This is a genomic window from Palleronia abyssalis, from assembly GCF_900302445.1.
Classification (GTDB): domain Bacteria; phylum Pseudomonadota; class Alphaproteobacteria; order Rhodobacterales; family Rhodobacteraceae; genus Palleronia; species Palleronia abyssalis.
The window spans coordinates 130793-147508 of record NZ_ONZF01000001.1; the positions used below are offsets into that span (position 1 = coordinate 130793).

15 protein-coding genes and 1 tRNA gene are annotated in these 16716 nt (G+C 62.4%); 12 read left to right on the top strand and 4 right to left on the bottom strand.

What is annotated here, in order from left to right:
• Nucleotides 1–59: 59 nt before the first annotated feature.
• The 12 genes from PAA8504_RS00640 to PAA8504_RS00695 all read left to right on the top strand — a co-directional run bounded on the left by PAA8504_RS00640 (nucleotide 60) and on the right by PAA8504_RS00695 (nucleotide 14115).
• Nucleotides 60–866, top strand: a complete 807-nt coding sequence (locus PAA8504_RS00640) for a helix-turn-helix transcriptional regulator (RefSeq protein ID WP_108892245.1) — start codon at nucleotides 60–62, stop codon at nucleotides 864–866.
• Nucleotides 867–1034: 168 nt separating this feature from the next.
• Nucleotides 1035–2696, top strand: a complete 1662-nt coding sequence (locus tag PAA8504_RS00645) for an ABC transporter substrate-binding protein (protein ID WP_108892246.1) — start codon at nucleotides 1035–1037, stop codon at nucleotides 2694–2696.
• Nucleotides 2697–2755: 59 nt separating this feature from the next.
• Nucleotides 2756–3805, top strand: a complete 1050-nt coding sequence (locus PAA8504_RS00650; protein ID WP_108892247.1) for an ABC transporter permease — start codon at nucleotides 2756–2758, stop codon at nucleotides 3803–3805.
• Nucleotides 3806–3851: 46 nt separating this feature from the next.
• The gene (locus tag PAA8504_RS00655; RefSeq protein WP_108892248.1) at nucleotides 3852–5306 is read left to right on the top strand and encodes an ABC transporter permease; all 1455 of its coding nucleotides are present in this window, start codon (nucleotides 3852–3854) and stop codon (nucleotides 5304–5306) included.
• A 64-nt stretch (nucleotides 5307–5370) separates the two neighbouring features.
• Entirely contained in the window at nucleotides 5371–7452 is a 2082-nt protein-coding gene (locus PAA8504_RS00660) for a dipeptide ABC transporter ATP-binding protein (RefSeq protein WP_108892249.1), read from the top strand.
• Nucleotides 7453–7508: 56 nt separating this feature from the next.
• Nucleotides 7509–8381, top strand: a complete 873-nt coding sequence (locus PAA8504_RS00665; protein ID WP_108892250.1) for a DMT family transporter — start codon at nucleotides 7509–7511, stop codon at nucleotides 8379–8381.
• Nucleotides 8382–8481: 100 nt separating this feature from the next.
• Nucleotides 8482–9711 (top strand): OmpP1/FadL family transporter, encoded by a 1230-nt coding sequence (locus PAA8504_RS00670; protein WP_108892251.1) that lies wholly within the window; start codon nucleotides 8482–8484, stop codon nucleotides 9709–9711.
• A gap of 77 nt (nucleotides 9712–9788) precedes the next feature.
• Nucleotides 9789–10658: an ATPase gene (locus PAA8504_RS00675; RefSeq protein ID WP_108892252.1), complete on the top strand. Its 870-nt coding sequence runs from the start codon at nucleotides 9789–9791 to the stop codon at nucleotides 10656–10658.
• A 52-nt stretch (nucleotides 10659–10710) separates the two neighbouring features.
• Complete coding sequence (metA, locus tag PAA8504_RS00680; protein WP_108892253.1) at nucleotides 10711–11628, top strand: homoserine O-acetyltransferase MetA; 918 nt, start codon at nucleotides 10711–10713, stop codon at nucleotides 11626–11628.
• On the top strand, nucleotides 11603–12583 hold the full coding sequence (locus tag PAA8504_RS00685) for an alpha/beta fold hydrolase (protein ID WP_108892254.1): 981 nt from the start codon (nucleotides 11603–11605) through the stop codon (nucleotides 12581–12583). The genes metA and PAA8504_RS00685 overlap by 26 nt, the downstream gene beginning before the upstream one ends.
• 43 nt (nucleotides 12584–12626) lie before the next feature.
• Complete coding sequence (ppk2, locus tag PAA8504_RS00690) at nucleotides 12627–13505, top strand: polyphosphate kinase 2 (RefSeq protein WP_108892255.1); 879 nt, start codon at nucleotides 12627–12629, stop codon at nucleotides 13503–13505.
• Nucleotides 13498–14115, top strand: coding sequence for a TetR/AcrR family transcriptional regulator (locus PAA8504_RS00695; RefSeq protein ID WP_108892256.1), 618 nt, complete (start codon nucleotides 13498–13500; stop codon nucleotides 14113–14115). The genes ppk2 and PAA8504_RS00695 overlap by 8 nt, the downstream gene beginning before the upstream one ends.
• On the opposite strand, the gene PAA8504_RS00700 is transcribed toward PAA8504_RS00695, so the two are convergent.
• The 4 genes from PAA8504_RS00700 to PAA8504_RS00715 form a co-directional block, all read right to left on the bottom strand.
• A complete protein-coding gene (locus tag PAA8504_RS00700; RefSeq protein WP_108892257.1) occupies nucleotides 14112–14306 on the bottom strand; it encodes a hypothetical protein in 195 nt (64 codons plus the stop codon). The genes PAA8504_RS00695 and PAA8504_RS00700 overlap by 4 nt on opposite strands.
• Nucleotides 14307–14502: 196 nt before the next feature.
• A complete protein-coding gene (locus PAA8504_RS00705) occupies nucleotides 14503–14847 on the bottom strand; it encodes a response regulator (RefSeq protein ID WP_181375658.1) in 345 nt (114 codons plus the stop codon).
• Between the two features lie 262 nt (nucleotides 14848–15109).
• The gene (gene tig / locus PAA8504_RS00710; RefSeq protein ID WP_108892259.1) at nucleotides 15110–16447 is read right to left on the bottom strand and encodes a trigger factor; all 1338 of its coding nucleotides are present in this window, start codon (nucleotides 16445–16447) and stop codon (nucleotides 15110–15112) included.
• A 108-nt stretch (nucleotides 16448–16555) separates the two neighbouring features.
• Nucleotides 16556–16640, bottom strand: a tRNA-Leu gene (locus PAA8504_RS00715).
• Nucleotides 16641–16716 lie beyond the last annotated feature (76 nt).

Below are 16716 nucleotides of genomic sequence, written 5' to 3' on the forward strand. Positions count from 1 at the left end.
TCACCTTTCCTAGCCTCGGGACAAGACCGGTCCGCTGCCGCTTTCCGGAGTTCACGATCATGCTCGATCTTCCCCGGCCAGAGGCCGGTCTTCGTATCGTCCCGCTTCACCGTCTGTGCGCCGGGGGCCGTTGGCGTACAGAAGCGATGCGGTCCTATGGACAGGCCGTCCTGTACTGGTTCATCCGCGGTCAGGGTCGGGTGACCGTGCAGGGTATCACGCGGGGCTACGGCGCGCACAATGCCGTGCTCCTGCCGCCCGGTACCATGCACGGGTTTGATACCGCCGGCACGGTGCAGGGTCATGCGGTTTTCTTGCCCAAGGACGCCGAGCCGGACATGCCGTCGATTCCGCTGCATCTCAGGTTGCGTGATGTCCAGCCTCAGGCCGAGCTGACATTCCACATAGAGGCCATGCGCGCCGAACTGGAACGCGGTGCCAACACATCCGAGGTTGCGCTGACCCATCACGTGGGACTTCTGACCGTATGGCTATCGCGCCAAGCTGGAGAAGCCTGGACCCGCGACGAAGACCTCACATCAACCCCGGGCGAGTCGCTGGCGTCGGCCTACACCTCGCTTCTGGAACGGTACTTCCGCGACGGGCATGGGGTGGCGGATTACGCACGCGCGCTGGGCGTGACGCCTGCGCACCTGACCCGGTGCTGCCGCCAGACCTCGGGCCGTGCCGCTTCGGACTTGTTGCACGACAGGCTGCATTTCGAAGCGTGCCGTCTGCTGGGCGAGACGCGAATGCCCGTGAAGGCGGTGGCCGAAACTCTCGGATTCCGCTCCTCCGCCTATTTCACTCGTGCTTTCCGGGCCCGCGCGGGCATGACGCCATCGCAGTTTCGACGCCGCGCCTAGGTCTGCTCGCGACATATCGGCATGTCGTTTTTGCAAGAATGCCCGGCCCGTCGTGTTGACGCTCGCCCCGCGTCCGGCGCATTATGCTAAACAACGAACAAGCAGGCCCCAGGGCAATGCGGCTTAAAAAACGCCGCGCAATCAATCGACACGACCAGGGAGAGACCGATGACCCATTCCACCGACCGGATCCATCCGGCCGCCAAGATGCATGCCGACGAATACCGCGCAGGCCAGATCGACCGCCGGGAATTCCTGACTCGCGCCACGTCACTGGGCGTGGCAGCAACAGCGGCTTACGGGCTGATCGGCGCCACGGCCCCCACCGCGGCCCGTGCGCAAGAGGCCCAGCAGGGCGGAACGCTGCGCATCCAGATGGAGTTGCCCGCGCTGAAAGATCCCCGGACGTGGGACTGGTCCGAGATCGCCAACCAGTGCCGTGGCTGGCTGGAATACCTCGTGGAATACCAGCGCGACGGAACCTTCCGTGGCATGCTTCTGGACAGCTGGGACGTCAATGAGGATGCGACGCAGTACACGTTGAACCTGCGCGAAGGCGTGACGTGGAACAACGGCGATACTTTCACCGCCGAGGATGTGATGCACAATATCGAGCGTTGGTGTGATGCGGGCGTCGAGGGCAACTCGATGGCCGGTCGCATGGGCGGTCTGGTGGATCCCGACACCCAGCAGCTGCGCGAAGGTGCGGTGGAAGTGGTCGACGACATGACCGTTCGCCTGACCCTGCCCAATCCCGACATCACCCTGATCGCGGGATTTGCCGATTATCCCGCCGCCGTCGTACACCGCAGCTATACAGGCGGCGACCCCGCCGAGAACCCCATCGGCACCGGACCCTTCCTGCCGGTCGAAGTCTCGCCCAACGTCCGCACGATCGTCGAGCGGAACGAAGATCACGACTGGTGGGGCGCCGAGGTCTATGACGGTCCGTTCCTCGACCGGATCGAGTATATCGATTATGGTACCGATCCCGCCGCGTGGCTGGCCGCGCTGGAGTCCGAAGAGGTCGACATGCTCTACGAGAGCGTTGGCGAATTCATCGAGATCATGGACTCGATCGGGCTGGAGAAGTCCGAGGTCGTGACCGCCAACACCTTCTGCGTGCGCCCGAACCAGCTGGCCGAAGTCAACGGGCAGCGGATCTATGAGGACAGGACCGTCCGCCGGGCGCTGGCCATGGCGTGCAACAACGATGTCCTCCTCGAACTGGGATATGCCGGGTTGGGCGAAGTCGCTCAGAACCACCATGTCTGCCCGATCCATCCCGAATATGCCGAGATCGAACCGGCCGTCTACGCCCCTGATGAAGCCGCCCAGATGATGCAGGACGCGGGTATCGGCGATGTCGAGCATGAGCTGGTCTCGCTCGACAGCGGGTTCCAGCGCGACACGTGCGACGCCGTCGCGGCCCAGCTGCGCGACGCGGGAATTCCTGTGGCGCGGACGATCCTGCCGGGCTCGACCTACTGGAACGACTGGAACAAGTTCCCGTTCTCGGGGACCGAGTGGAACATGCGCCCGCTGGGCGTTCAGGTTCTGTCGCTGGCCTATCGCTCGGGCGCCGCGTGGAACGAAAGTGGTTTTGCGAACGAGGAGTTCGACCGGATGCTCGACCAGGCGATGTCCATCGCCGATGCCGAGGAACGCTCGCAGCTCATGGCCGATATCGAACGCCTTCTGCAGGAAGAGGGCGTCATCATCCAGCCCTACTGGCGCTCGATCTACCGGCACCACATTCCGGGTCTTCTGGGCGCAGAGATGCACCCGACCTTCGAGATCCATCCTTATAAACTGGCTTTGACCGCCTGACCGTAGCGCGGGGCCTTCACGGGCCCCGCGTTCCAAGGCCCTGATCGAAGGAATCCTGGATGGCCGCGTTCATCCTCCGCCGCCTGGGCGTCATGATCGCCACGGCGCTGTGCCTGACCTTCGTGGTCTTCTACCTGACCAATCTCGACCCCAACCTCGAGAAGCTGGCGAAGACGCAGGGCAATGTGCGCATGACAGACGAGCAGGTGGATTCCTGGCTTGCAGCCCGCGGATACGACCGAAACCTGTTCGTGAAATATGGCGAATGGCTGGGCGTCGTGCCCGGCTACGTAACCCAGCTTGACGACGGGGGCGTTCGGGGCCGTTGCTTCGGCAATGCGGACGAAGTGCCCCCTGGGGCGCCCTCGTTCTGCGGGGTCCTGCAAGGCGACTGGGGCTATTCGACCGTCTTCCGGGACGAGGTGGGCAGCATCGTCGCGACGCGGCTTGGGCTGACGGGCAAGCTCATGGGCTTCGTCATGCTGCTGATGGTTCCCATGGCGCTTCTGATCGGGGTGCTTGCTGGCATGCGCGAAGGCACTCGCATGGACCGATCGTTATCGTCCTTTTCCATCTTGTCGACGGCAACACCGGAATACGTGTCGGGCGTGATCCTGATCACCGTCTTCGCGTCGTCGGCCGTGGGATTGCGTTGGTTCAAGGGCACCGCGACGTCCGCCATGGAGAACGCCACTTTCGAAAATTTCTTTCTGCCGGTGTTGACCATCGCGCTTTTCGGGATGGGTTATATCGCCCGCATGACGCGGGCCAGCATGGCCGAGGTGATGCAACAGCAATACATCCGGACGGCGCGACTGAAGGGCGTCAGCTTTCGGAACGTGGTGCTGAAACACGCGCTTCGCAATGCGCTGATCGCGCCCTTCACGGTCATCATGCTGCAATTCCCGTGGCTCCTGAACGGCGTCGTGATCGTCGAGACCCTGTTCAACTACAAGGGCTTCGGCTGGACGCTGGTGCAGGCCGCGTCGAACAACGATATCGAGCTTTTGCTGGGCGTCTCGGTCGTGTCGGTCTTCGTGGTGCTGATCACTCAGCTGATCTCCGACGTCGGTTATGTCTACCTCAACCCGCGGATCAAGGTTGCATGAGCGCGCCTTTGCCCCTCGCCCGCCTCTTCGCTGAAGGACCCCGCGCATGGAGCCTCTGACCTGGACCGGATCCCTGGCAGTGCTGACCCCCATCCTGTGGACGGCTGCCGCGGCGTTCGTCCTCCTGGCCGCGATCCGCTTGATAGCCGGGCTTTTCCTCGCGTCCGGTGACACCGTGACCCAACCGGATGGCACACTGTCGATGACCCGCGGACCGCTCGAGACGCTGGACCTCGCCACGCGGTGGGCGTTCTACGTCATCCTTGGCGTGCTCGCCGCATTCCTGGTTGGCGGCGCAGTTCTTGGCCTCGGGGCCGGCATCATCGGGGGGATGGCACAGCGGCTGATCCCCGTGTGGATCGCGCTGGCCTTGGTTATTGGCGTGTCCTTAACGTTTCGCCGCCGTCTGGGCCTTTACGGCAAGCTCTTCGGCTCGACCATCGGCTCGGTCGGTTTTGCCCTGGTGATGTTCTGGGTGTTCGCGGCCTTCTTCGGCGCGCTAGACATGATCGTCACGCACGACCCGCTCGCGCAATCGGGCGCGATGAAGAACGAGGTGCCGGGCACCTTCTACACCAAGATGATCGGCGACATCGACGAGGGGGCCTATCCCTATTACCTGCTGGGCGGCGACAATCTGGGGCGTGACGTGTTCAGCCGGATGATCGCCGGCGCGCTGGTCGTCGTGCAGATCGCCCCGATGGCGACAGCCTTCGCCTTCATGGTGGGTATCACCCTTGGCCTTCCGGCGGCATATTACGGCGGTCGGCTCGACACGACGCTGACGTTCCTCGCGAACCTGATCCTCGCCTTTCCGGTCATCCTGCTATTCTACCTGCTGGTCACACCCGAAATCGTGGCGACCGGCATCCCGACCTACATGGCGGCGGTCATGTTCGTCTTTCCCATCGTCTTCTTCACGATCCTTCTGAACTCGCGCTATCATACCCGTCCGAAACTGCGGCTTCCGCTGCTGATCATCGTGATCGGCGTGCTGGGCTGGCTTTACCTGTCGCTGATCTCCAAACGGTTCGGCGTGCTTGAGGTTCTGCCGCGCTGGCTGGACCTGTTCGATATTCCGGGCGGCATCCTGGTCGTCTTCGTCTCGGTCGTCTTCGTGAACTCGCCCACGGTGTTCCGCATCGTTCGGGGCCTCGGCCTCGACATCAAGACGCGCGATTACGTGGCCGCCGCACAGACCCGCGGCGAGGGTCCGTGGTACATCATGCTGTGGGAGCTTCTGCCCAATGCCCGAGGTCCCCTGATCGTCGATTTCTGTCTGCGCGTCGGCTACACGACCATCCTTCTGGGTACGCTCGGTTTCTTCGGCCTCGGGCTGCCCCCTGAAAGCCCTGACTGGGGGTCGACCATCAACGACGGACGCAAGCTCCTGGCGATCTACCCGCATCCCGCGCTTGCACCTGCGCTTGCGCTTCTGAGCCTTGTCCTTGGCCTCAACCTTCTGGCGGATGGCCTGCGTGAGGAATCCCTACGCGACTAGGTCTTGAGAAATCCTCAAGATCGCCGATCGAACACCGCTTTCACGGCCTAACCGGAGCCGCAAGATGTCCACCGAGCCCCCCATCCTCGAGATCGAGAACCTCTCGATCTCGTTCTTCACCCGCCTGCGAGAGATCCCGGCCGTCATGGATTTCTCTTGCGCGGTCCGCGCCGGAGAGGCGATGGGCCTTGTCGGCGAATCCGGCTGCGGGAAAAGCACCGTGGCATTGGGGGTCATGCGCGATCTGGGCGTGAACGGTCGCATCACCAGCGGCAGCGTCAAGTTCAAAGGACGCGACATGGCCTCAATGTCGGACGCCGAGCTGCGCGCCATTCGCGGCCGTGAGATCGCGATGATCTACCAGGAACCCATGGCTTCGCTGAACCCGGCCATGAAGGTCGGTCGGCAGTTGATGGAGGTGCCCCTCATTCATGAGAATATCGCGAAGAAAGAGGCGCGCGCCCGCGCCTTGGAGGTTCTGACCGACGTCAAGCTGCCCGACCCCGAGCGGATCATGGACGCCTATCCCCACCAGCTTTCGGGTGGACAGCAGCAGCGGATCGTCATCGCCATGGCGCTGATGTCGAAACCGTCCCTGCTGATCCTGGATGAACCGACGACCGCACTCGACGTAACTGTCGAGGCCGCCGTGGTCGAGCTCGTTAAGGATCTTGGGCGGAAATACGGCACGTCGATGCTGTTCATCTCGCACAACCTGGGCCTTGTCCTGGAAACCTGCGATCGGCTGTGCGTGATGTATTCCGGCGAGGCGGTCGAGACCGGCAATATCGCCGACGTCTTCGACAAGATGCGAAACCCCTATACGCAGGCCCTGTTCCGCTCGATCCCGTTGCCCGGTGCTGACAAGAACCTGAAACCGTTGGTGGCCATTCCGGGCAACTTCCCCCTGCCCCACGAACGTCCGCCCGGGTGCAATTTCGGACCGCGCTGCGACTATTTCCAGGATGGTCTATGCGACGCCCAGTCCATCCCGATGTTCGATGTCGAAGGTCAGTCCCGGCATGAAACCCGGTGCCTGCGCCATGACGAGATCGATTGGTCCCGGCAGGAAATCCGCGCGATCGAGACCGAAAAGACCGAGATCGGTGATCCCATCCTGCGGATGGAGGACTTAAAGAAGTACTACGAAGTCAACGCGTCCAGCCTGTTCAAGGGCGGGGACAAACGCGTGGTGAAGGCGAACGAAAGCCTCAGCTTCGAGGCCCGCGAGTCCGAGACGTTGGCCATCGTGGGTGAATCCGGCTGCGGCAAGTCCACCTTTGCCAAGGTGCTTATGGGGCTGGAAACGGCGACCGACGGGACGATCACGCTGGACAACCAGTCCATCGGCGACACTCCGATCCAGGACCGCGATACCGACACCGTGGCCGATGTGCAGATGGTGTTCCAGAATCCGTTCGACACGCTGAATCCGTCCATGACGGTCGGGCGTCAGATCATGCGGGCCCTGGAAATCTTCAAGATCGGAGGGACCGAGGCGGCACGGCGGGAAAAGATGCTGGACCTGCTGGATCTGGTCAAGTTGCCCCGGGAGTTCGCCGACCGGATGCCTCGCCAATTGTCCGGCGGCCAGAAGCAGCGCGTCGGGATCGCCCGCGCCTTTGCCGGCGGGGCCCGGATCGTGGTCGCGGACGAGCCAGTCTCGGCACTCGACGTCAGTGTACAGGCGGCTGTCGCGGATCTTCTCATGGAGATTCAGCGCACGCAGAAGACGACACTGCTGTTCATCAGCCACGACCTAAGCATCGTGCGGTATCTGTCGGACCGCGTGATGGTCATGTATCTGGGCCACGTGGTCGAGATCGGCGATACGAACGACGTCTTCGCCCCGCCCTATCACCCCTATACCGAAGCCCTTTTGTCCGCCGTGCCCATCGCCGACACCCGTGTCGAGAAAAAGCATATTGTTCTGGAGGGCGATGTCCCCTCTGCCATGAACCCGCCTTCTGGCTGCCCGTTCCAGACCCGGTGCCGCTGGAAATCCGAGGTTCCGGGCGATCTGTGCGAACGCGAGGTTCCCCCGATGGTCCGGTTCGGGGCGGAAGGCCAACATCAGATCAAGTGCCACCTGACGCGCGAGAAGCTCGAAGGGATGGAGCCCGTGATCACCATGGCAGCCGAGTGACTGGACCCGGCCGATGGTTCTGCTAGCAACGGCTGAGACACCATCGAAAGCCCGAAATGACCGAAGCTCTTGCCCTGCGCCGCGCCGCCTTGTGGATGATCGGGGCAATCGTGTCGTTCTCGGCCATGGCGGTCGCCGGGCGCGCCGTGGCGTTCGAACTGGATACGTTTGAACTGATGACGTACCGATCGCTGATCGGGGTCCTGCTCGTCGTTTCCGTGTCATGGGCTACCGGCGCCGCGGGTCAGATCAGGGCGCAGCGAATGGGCCTTCATCTGGTTCGGAACGTCTTCCATTTCGGGGGGCAGAACCTTTGGTTCTATGCGATAACGGTGATCCCCTTGGCGCAGGTCTTCGCGCTTGAGTTCACCTCTCCGATCTGGGTGGCTCTGGGCGCGCCTTTGGTTCTGGCCGAACGCCTGACGCGCACGCGTCTAATTTCGGCTCTGATTGGCTTTGTCGGGATTCTGGTCGTCGCACGGCCCGATACGGCCGCCTTGGGGCCGGGCCAACTGGCGGCGGCCGGGGCCGCGATCGGCTTTGCAGGCTCGGCGCTTTTTACCCGGCGCCTTACGCGGACTGAAAGCATCGTATCGATCCTCTTCTGGTTGACCGTGCTGCAAGCGGGGTTCGGACTGATCTGTGCGGGAATTGACGGAGATTTTGCAATTCCCTCGGCCGTATCGTGGCCGTGGCTGGTCCTGATCGGGTGCGCCGGGTTGAGCGCGCATCTGTGCCTTACCACCGCATTGTCTCTCGCACCCGCTTCGGTCGTGATGCCCATAGACTTCATGCGGCTTCCCGTCATCGCCTTGATAGGAATGGCATTCTATGGCGAATCGCTTAACGCGTGGGTCTTGTTGGGCGGGGCAATCATCTTCGCCGCGAACTGGCTGAATATCCGCCGGGCCAATCGAACTGTTACATAATCGTAACGTTGGACTTCAGCGGATTGCGGTGACGTTCCGTCATTTTTTGGGGCGGCGCAGAGTGCGCTAAGGCTTGGCGCAGTTTGTTCTGGGAGGTTCCATGAAATCCACACTTCTCGCCGGGGTTGCGACGGTCGCACTGTTCCCCGCGGCGGCAATGGCGATCGGCCTTGACCGGTCCGGCCAGCCGGTCGACATCCTCTTCGAGGAAGGTAACTATTTCGAACTCAGCTTTGGCCGGGTCTTTCCCAGCATCGACGGTGAGGATGTCGCCCTGCCCGAGGTCGGGTATACCGGCGGCGCAGAGACCGGTGACGTGGGCGAAGACTTCACCCAGTTGGGTGCTGCCATCAAGTTCCAGGTAACCGAACAGCTGTCGTTCGCGATGATCGCGGATGAGCCCTATGGCGTCGATGTCAACTATCCAGGAGATGGCGGTTCCTTCGTGCCCTCCGGCTTTCCGCTGCCGTTTCCGCAAGTCCTGCCGGTGACGACGGATGAAGGCTCAAACAATCTGGGTGGCTCGTCCGCGCATGTGGAAAGCTCGTCCCTGATGGCGCTGGCACGCTACGAGATCAACGACAACTTCTCGGTCCATGGCGGGTTGCGGTATCAGCGGCTGCAGTCCGAGATTTCGCTGTCCGGTTTCGGTTATGGCCCGACACTGTCGGGCTACTCGGCCACCTTCGGGGAAGATCACGCTTTCGGCTATGCCGTCGGTGCCGCGTACGAACGCCCCGAGATCGCGCTTCGTATCGCGGTGACCTACTTCTCGTCGATCGAGCACGAGCAGGACACTGTCGAGACGCTGCCCCTGCTGGCCGGCGGCGGCACGATCGAGTCGGTTACCGAGGTCGAGACCCCCGAGGCGATCAACATCGATTTCCAGACCGGTCTGAACCAGCGCACGCTGTTGTTCGGGCAGTTGCGTTATGCCTGGTACGAGGATGTCCGTGTCGCCCCGCCCTATTTCGACAGCCAGAGCGATCCGACAATCCCGGGAACCAGCCTAACCGATATCGAGGACAACTACGCCGTCTCGATCGGGGTCGGGCGCGCGTTGACCGACCGGCTCTCGGGGTCGGTGACCCTTGGCTATGAGGCGAAGGGCGACGACCTCGTTTCCCCGCTTTCGCCGACGAACGGTCAAAAGTCTATCGGACTTGGGCTGAGCTATGACGTGAACGATCAGGTTACCGTTGCCGGCGGCGTGCGGTACGTCTCGCTCGGGGATGCGGGCGCCGAAACCGGAACCCCGGATACCGAGCGCGCCTTCTTCGACGACAACCACGTTGTCGGCGTCGGCTTCCAGGTCGGGTATCGCTTCTGACCCTGTTGGGATATCAACCAACGGCCCCGCTTCGGCGGGGCCTTTTCGTATGGACCCGCCTCGGCTAGGAACGGCCCATGATCTACGCATCCGCAGATGATTGGCACGCGGCGCAACACAAGCGCGTCATGCTGTTCGGCATGTCGGGGTTGGGCAAGACCTACCTTTCCGACATGCTGCGCGCGGCCGGCGACTGGTTTCACTACTCGGTCGATTACCGCATTGGTACCCGGTACATGGGCGAGCACATAGCAGACAACTTCAAGCGTCACGCGATGCAGGTGCCGCTTCTGCGCGAACTTTTGATGAGCGACTCGATCTATGTCGGATCGAACATCACGTTCGAGAACCTCGCGCCCTTGTCCACGTATCTCGGCAAGCCGGGTGATCCAGCGAAGGGCGGTCTGCCCTTCGACGAATACCTGCACCGACAGGAACAGCACCGCACGGCCGAGCAGCTTGCGATGCGCGACACCGATCTGTTCGTCCGTAAGGCGCGCGAGATCTATGGCTACGACAATTTCATCTGTGACACGTCGGGCTCGATCTGCGAGGTGGTCGACCCCGAGGATCCGGGCGACCCGCTTCTGTCCTTGCTGGAGCAGACTTTGCTGATGGTGTGGATCAAGGGGTCGGATGACCACACGGCGGAACTGGTCCGCCGTTTCGACCGGGCGCCTAAGCCCATGTATTACCAGCCAGAATTCCTGGAATCCGCTTGGACGGCCTACCTTGATCAGTCGGGCAAAGCGCCCGAAAGCGTTGACCCTGACGATTTCATCCGCTGGACCTATGCCCGGGCACTGGCACATCGCCAGCCGCGATATGCCGCGATGGCGCGGCGCGGCATCACGGTCTCGGCCGACGAGGTGGCGGCCATCCGAAATCCTGCCGATTTCGATGCGATGGTCGCCAGCGCCATCGACAGGACAGCCGTGCAGGCTTGAGACGCGGCGCATTGCACCCTATCTCGACCGTTCCGCGCCTGCGAGGTTTCTGATGCCCATCAAATTGCCCGAAGACCTGCCTGCATTCACGGTTTTGCGCCGCGAGGGCGTACAGGTCATGGGCGAGGCCGAGGCGATGCGGCAGGACATTCGCCCTCTGAAGATCGCGCTTCTGAATCTCATGCCCAAGAAGATCCAGACCGAGAACCAGTTCGCCCGGCTGATCGGTGCGGGTCCGATCCAGATCGACTTCCACCTCGTGCGCATGACCGAACACCAGACCCGGAACACCGCCGCCGATCACATGGAAGCGTTCTATCGACCCTTCCAGGAGGTCAAGAACGAGAAGTTCGACGGCCTCATCATCACCGGCGCCCCGATCGAGCACTTGCCGTTCGAGGCCGTGACATACTGGGACGAACTGGAAGAGGTCATGGACTGGACGCAAACCCACGTACACAGCACTTTCGGCGTGTGCTGGGGCGGCATGGCGATGATCAACCATTTCCACGGTGTGCCGAAGCATGTTTTGCAGGCCAAGCTGTTCGGGTGTTTTCGGCATAACAACCTCGATCCCGCCTCGCCGTACTTGCGCGGGTTCTCGGACGATTGCGTCATTCCCGTCTCGCGCTGGACCGAGATGCGCCAGGAGGACATCGATCTCGCTCCGGGTCTTCGGACCCTTCTCGCCTCGGACGAGGCCGGACCTGCGCTCGTGTCGGACCCACAGCACCGCGCCCTCTATATCTTCAACCATTTCGAGTATGACGACGATACGCTGAAGCAGGAATACGACCGCGACATCGCCGCGGGCACGCCCATCAATGTGCCGTGCAACTATTATCCCGAGAACGACCCGGGAAAACCGCCGCTGAACAGGTGGCGCAGCCACGCCCATCTTCTATATGGAAACTGGGTCAACGAGATTTACCAGTCCACGCCATATGACATCGAAGAAATCGGTTCTTAGCGCCTCCCTCCTGCTGCTTCTGGTGGCCGGATGCGGCGTGGTCGTCGACCGCCGGGCCGAGGCGCGTGCCGAAACCTCAGAGCGCATGTATCCCCCCATCGGCCAGTTCGTCGAGGTTCGGGGCCGGCGCGTGCACTATGTGCAGGCCGGGGAAGGCCCGGATCTGGTGCTGATCCACGGGGCCAGCGGGAACCTGCGGGACTGGACCTTCGATTTCGTGGACCGGATCGCCCACAGGTATCGTGTCACCGTCTTTGACCGGCCCGGCCTTGGCTATACCGACCCCGATCCGGTCTATACCGGGGCCTTGGATGCCCGCGCGGAAGGTCCCGAAGCGCAGGCCGCCTTCCTGCACGAGGCCGCGACGCAGATTGGCATCGACCAGGCGATCGTGTTGGGCCATTCCTTTGGCGGTTCCGTCGCGATGGCCTGGGCACTGAACCACGACCCAGCCGCGGTGGTGGTGGTCTCGGGCGCGACGCAGCCTTGGCCGGGCGGGCTGGGCTTCATGTATCAGCTGACCGGCACATCCGTAGGCGGGGCAACGGTAGTGCCCCTGATCTCGGCCTTCGTGCCGCGCGGCTTGGTGAAATCGGCGATCGGATCGGTCTTTGCGCCCCAGAAGCCCCCCGAAGGGTACGAGGAGTATGTCGGCGCTGGCCTGACCCTGCGAACCCGTTCGTTCCGCACCAACGCCCAACAGGTCAAGACTCTGCGGCCTCACCTGGTTCGGATGTCGCAGGTTTACGGCACCCTCGACCTGCCGGTCGAGATTGTCCACGGCACGGCAGATGACGTCGTGCCCATCGACATCCACTCCGAACGGCTGGCCGAACAGGTGCCGGGGGCCAATCTGGTTGCCTTGGACGGTATCGGCCACATGCCCCAACATGCAGCGACCGACGCCGTTATCGCCGCGATCGACCGCGCCGCGGAACGGGCCGGATTGCGCTAGCCCGGCACGAACCCTAGGTTGCACGAACCCTCAGGAGACCGCCATGCCCCTGCCCTTCGACGGCGCGATCAGTGCTTTTTACCAGACCGCGCCCGATAGCGTCCGGGATGCCATCGGCGGGCGCGATGCCAAGCGGATCATCACGGCGGGCTATCCCTACGACACCCGCATGAACAAGAAAGAGTACGAGGCGACTCTCCAGGCCCTGCAGCACGAGCTTGTCCGCCTGCAAGCCGATGTGCAGGCCACCGGCAAGCGCTTGGTCGTGCTGTTCGAGGGGCGCGACGCGGCCGGGAAAGGCGGCGCAATCGAGCGGTTCCGCCAGAACATGAACCCGCGCGTCGCCCGCACCGTCGCCCTGCCCGCGCCGACCGAACGCCAGCAGCGCCAGTGGTATTTCCAGCGTTACGTCTCCGAGCTTCCGGCCGGGGGCGAAATCGTCCTGTTCGACAGGTCCTGGTACAATCGCGCCGTGGTCGAGAAGGTGTTCGGATACACCACCGACGCCGACCGGGCGCGTTTCTTCGACCAAGTCGTCCCGTTCGAGAAGATGCTGGTCGATGACGGGATCATACTGGTGAAAATCTGGCTGACCGTGGGCCGAGCCGAGCAACTTCGCCGTTTCCTGGACCGCGAAGCGGATCCCCTGAAGCAGTGGAAGCTGTCCCGGATCGATGTCGAGGGGTTGTCGCGATGGGACGCCTATACCGACGCCATCGAAGAGACGTTCAACAGGACCCATTCGCACCACGCCCCGTGGACGGTAATCCGCGCCGACGACAAGCGGCGCGCCCGGATCGCCGCAATTCGCGCCGTGCTGTCCCACGTGGATTACGAGGGACGGGACGCCGATCTCGCGGCCGTCCCGGACCCCGCAATCTCCGGCGGGCCAGATATCTGGGCACCCGACCGACATGCCTAAACGCGGTTACCATCACGGAAATCTGGCGCAGGCGCTCGTGGACGCCACCCTTTTGTTGATCGAGAAGAAGGGACCCACTGGCTTCACGGTGTCCGAAGCCGCCAAGGATGCTGGCGTGACGCCCGCGGCAGTGTATCGCCACTTCGACGGGCGTGACGGTTTGATCGCCGAATGCGCCCGACAGGGATACGAGGTCTTCGCGGATCGCATGGAGGAAGCCTATGCCCGTGGTCTGCCCTCGGCCATGCGGGCATTCTCCGAAACCGGCCGGGCCTATCTGGAGTTCGCCCGAAAGAATCCCGGGCACTACGTCGCCATGTTCGAAAGCGGGATCTCTGTCACGCGTTCGCCAGAATTGCACAGCGTCGCCACCCGGGCGAACGGCGTCCTCGAACGGGCGGCTGCGGCTTTGTCAGAGCACATCCCGGTCGAGAAGCGTCCTCCGCCTTCGATGTTCGCCAGCCATATTTGGGCGATGAGTCACGGGGTCGTCGAGTTGTTCGCCCGAAATTCACCGGGCACGAACGTCGCCTTTCCGCCCGAAGATTTGCTGGAAACCGGGATCGGCATCTATCTGCGTGGACTGGGATTGATCCCGCCTGACAGCTAGGCTTTGGGCCGGGTGGGCGCCATGGGTTCCCTTGGCATGACGGGCGTCCCGGGCACCATTCCGCGGGACGTGACCCCGACACCTTTCTTGGCGACCTGCGCGACGGTGCAAGCGGCCAGAACGCCGGTCAGGCCTATCGCGACCCCAACGGTGCCATGAACGGCCCCGAGCGCGGCAAGACGCAGGATCATCGCTTAGGCTCCAATGCAAGGGCCGTATGCGCAGCGACGGCCAACCCCGTTCCAAGGGCAAGTCCTATGCCTACGCCGAGGACCGAGGCCCCTACTGCGACAAAACTGTTGATTGGATTCAGCATGTTCTCTCTCCCGATGCTTGGAGAGACAACCTGCGTTCGCCGGCTTGGGGTTCTGCGGCAAATTGCCTTCGTTAGTCCGCCAGCTCGGCCTCGATCGTTCGCAAGAGGTGCTTGGTCGCGACGGGCTTGCCCAGCCGTGTCGTTCCGACCAGCGTGTCAGGAACGTCGATGGTGGCTTCGGAATACCCTGTCAGGAAGAACAATGGGATATTGCGGTGCCGAAGCTCTTTTGCGATGCCGAAGCTATCCGTATCACGGCCCAGATGGACGTCCAGAATTGCGATATCGGGCGTCTCGCGCGTCAGCAAATCGAATGCCTCTGCCTCGTTGCGCACGGGTCCGCTGACGGTATAGCCTTGATCCTGCAAGGACATCGCGATGTCCATTGCTATCAGGGTATCGTCTTCAACCAACAAGATACGTTTACCCTGCAACTGCCTGAACTCCATGCAGACTACAACAAACGGCAAGACTAAAGCGTCCCTGCCCCCCGGGAACTATTCTACGCTAAGTTGAATGCCCTTTGCATGGAACCCAGAAAGTTCCACGAAATGAAAATATTCTACTCTTCAGAGGGAAGGGTAACCCCACAAAGGAAAAAGCAGGACCGCCTCCTCCCTAGCGGTCCTGCCCATCGCTCGACCGCAGCCGAGCGTCGAAGATGTCGCTGCCGGAAGACTATTCCAGCGCGTCTTCTTCTTCCATAGCTTCGACGGCTTTCTGAAGCTCGTCCTTGGTCACGAAATTTTCCGAAACCTGCGCTTGGTCGAAGATGAAGTCAACGACCTTGTCCTCGAACAAGGGCGCCTGGATCTGCTGGCGCATCTGCGGGTTCTGCTGAACGAATTCAAAGAACTGCCGCTCTTGCCCGGGGTACTGACGGGCTTGGTTCATCACGGCTTGGGTCATTTCGGCATCGCTGACCTGGATCTCGTTCTTGCGTCCAAGCTCGGCAAGAAGCAGTCCCAGACGCACGCGGCGCTCGGCCAGTTTCATGTGCTCGTCGGTCGGCTCGACCTTCTCGTGATCATGCCCCTGAACGTCGGGGTTTTCCTCGTGCCACAATTGGTGGGCGATCTGATCGGCCTCGGCCTGAACCAAGCTCGGAGGCAGGTCGAACGAGACCTTGTCATCCAGGATATCCAGTAGGCGCCGCTTCATCACCGCGCGGGCAGCCTGGCCATATTCAGCGGACAGACGTTCGCGAATCTGACCTTTCAGACCTTCAAGATCCTCGGCGCCATAGTTCTTGGCCATGTCGTCGTCGATCTCGGCCTGTTTGGGCGCCTTCACTTCTTTCACGGTCGTCGCGAAGGAGGCTTCCTTGCCAGCCAGATGCGCGGCCTGATAATCCTCGGGGAACGAGACCTTGACCTCGATCTCGTCGCCGGCCTTGGCGCCTTTCAGCTGTTCCTCAAACCCGGGGATGAAGCTGTTCGAGCCCAGAACCAACGGGTAATCTTCGGCAGTTCCGCCTTCGAACACCTCGCCATCGACCGAGCCGGTGAAGTCGATCACCACCTGATCGCCGTCTTCCGCGGCGCCGTCCTTGGCGTCATAGGATTTCGCGTTCTCGGCCAGCGATTGCAGCGCCTCGTCCACGGCCTCTTCGTCGGGGGTGACGACCATCTTCTCGATCTCGATCTCGGACGCGTCGAAATCCGGAATCTCGGGCAGCTTTTCGTAGTTCAGGTCGACCTGGACATCGTCGCCCTTCTGCCAGTTCTCGTTGGCCATCTTGACGTCGGGCTGCATCGCGGGACGGTCGCCGGTCTCCTCGAAATGCTGGTTCATCGCGCCATCGACGGCTTCCTGCATCGACTCGCCCAGCAGACGCTCGCCGAACTGCTTCTTCAGCAGTGCCATCGGGACCTTGCCCTTGCGGAAGCCCTTCATCTCGACGTCGGGCTGCGCCTCGGCCAGTTTCTGGTTTACCTTAGCGTCGAGCTCATCGGCGGTGACGGTGATCTTGTAGCCGCGCTTCAGCCCTTCGTTGACGGTCTCTGTGACCTGCATATCGCCCTCTTGTCATCTAAAAACGGTCCGGCGCCGGAGGACCGGCGCGCGATTTCGCCGTCTCTTACGGTGCCGTGCCCTGTACTGCAAGGTGATGCCGACAGAGGATGGTGCGGGTGAAGGGACTCGAACCCCCACGCCTTGCGGCGCCAGAACCTAAATCTGGTGCGTCTACCAATTCCGCCACACCCGCACGCGTCCGGCGGTGCCGGGATCGCGGGCCGTGCTTAACGTAGCCGCGCTTCGGATGCGAGAGGCAATTCGACAAG

What these genes read in the sequence shown, in the direction of transcription:
- PAA8504_RS00640 (WP_108892245.1), top strand. Translation starts at nt 60, where the DNA reads ATGCTCGATCTTCCCCGGCCAGAGGCCGGTCTTCGTATCGTCCCGCTT.
- PAA8504_RS00645 (WP_108892246.1), top strand. Translation starts at nt 1,035, where the DNA reads ATGACCCATTCCACCGACCGGATCCATCCGGCCGCCAAGATGCATGCC.
- PAA8504_RS00650 (WP_108892247.1), top strand. Translation starts at nt 2,756, where the DNA reads ATGGCCGCGTTCATCCTCCGCCGCCTGGGCGTCATGATCGCCACGGCG.
- PAA8504_RS00655 (WP_108892248.1), top strand. Translation starts at nt 3,852, where the DNA reads ATGGAGCCTCTGACCTGGACCGGATCCCTGGCAGTGCTGACCCCCATC.
- PAA8504_RS00660 (WP_108892249.1), top strand. Translation starts at nt 5,371, where the DNA reads ATGTCCACCGAGCCCCCCATCCTCGAGATCGAGAACCTCTCGATCTCG.
- PAA8504_RS00665 (WP_108892250.1), top strand. Translation starts at nt 7,509, where the DNA reads ATGACCGAAGCTCTTGCCCTGCGCCGCGCCGCCTTGTGGATGATCGGG.
- PAA8504_RS00670 (WP_108892251.1), top strand. Translation starts at nt 8,482, where the DNA reads ATGAAATCCACACTTCTCGCCGGGGTTGCGACGGTCGCACTGTTCCCC.
- PAA8504_RS00675 (WP_108892252.1), top strand. Translation starts at nt 9,789, where the DNA reads ATGATCTACGCATCCGCAGATGATTGGCACGCGGCGCAACACAAGCGC.
- metA (WP_108892253.1), top strand. Translation starts at nt 10,711, where the DNA reads ATGCCCATCAAATTGCCCGAAGACCTGCCTGCATTCACGGTTTTGCGC.
- PAA8504_RS00685 (WP_108892254.1), top strand. Translation starts at nt 11,603, where the DNA reads ATGACATCGAAGAAATCGGTTCTTAGCGCCTCCCTCCTGCTGCTTCTG.
- ppk2 (WP_108892255.1), top strand. Translation starts at nt 12,627, where the DNA reads ATGCCCCTGCCCTTCGACGGCGCGATCAGTGCTTTTTACCAGACCGCG.
- PAA8504_RS00695 (WP_108892256.1), top strand. Translation starts at nt 13,498, where the DNA reads ATGCCTAAACGCGGTTACCATCACGGAAATCTGGCGCAGGCGCTCGTG.
- PAA8504_RS00700 (WP_108892257.1), bottom strand. Translation starts at nt 14,306, where the DNA reads ATGATCCTGCGTCTTGCCGCGCTCGGGGCCGTTCATGGCACCGTTGGG.
- tig (WP_108892259.1), bottom strand. Translation starts at nt 16,447, where the DNA reads ATGCAGGTCACAGAGACCGTCAACGAAGGGCTGAAGCGCGGCTACAAG.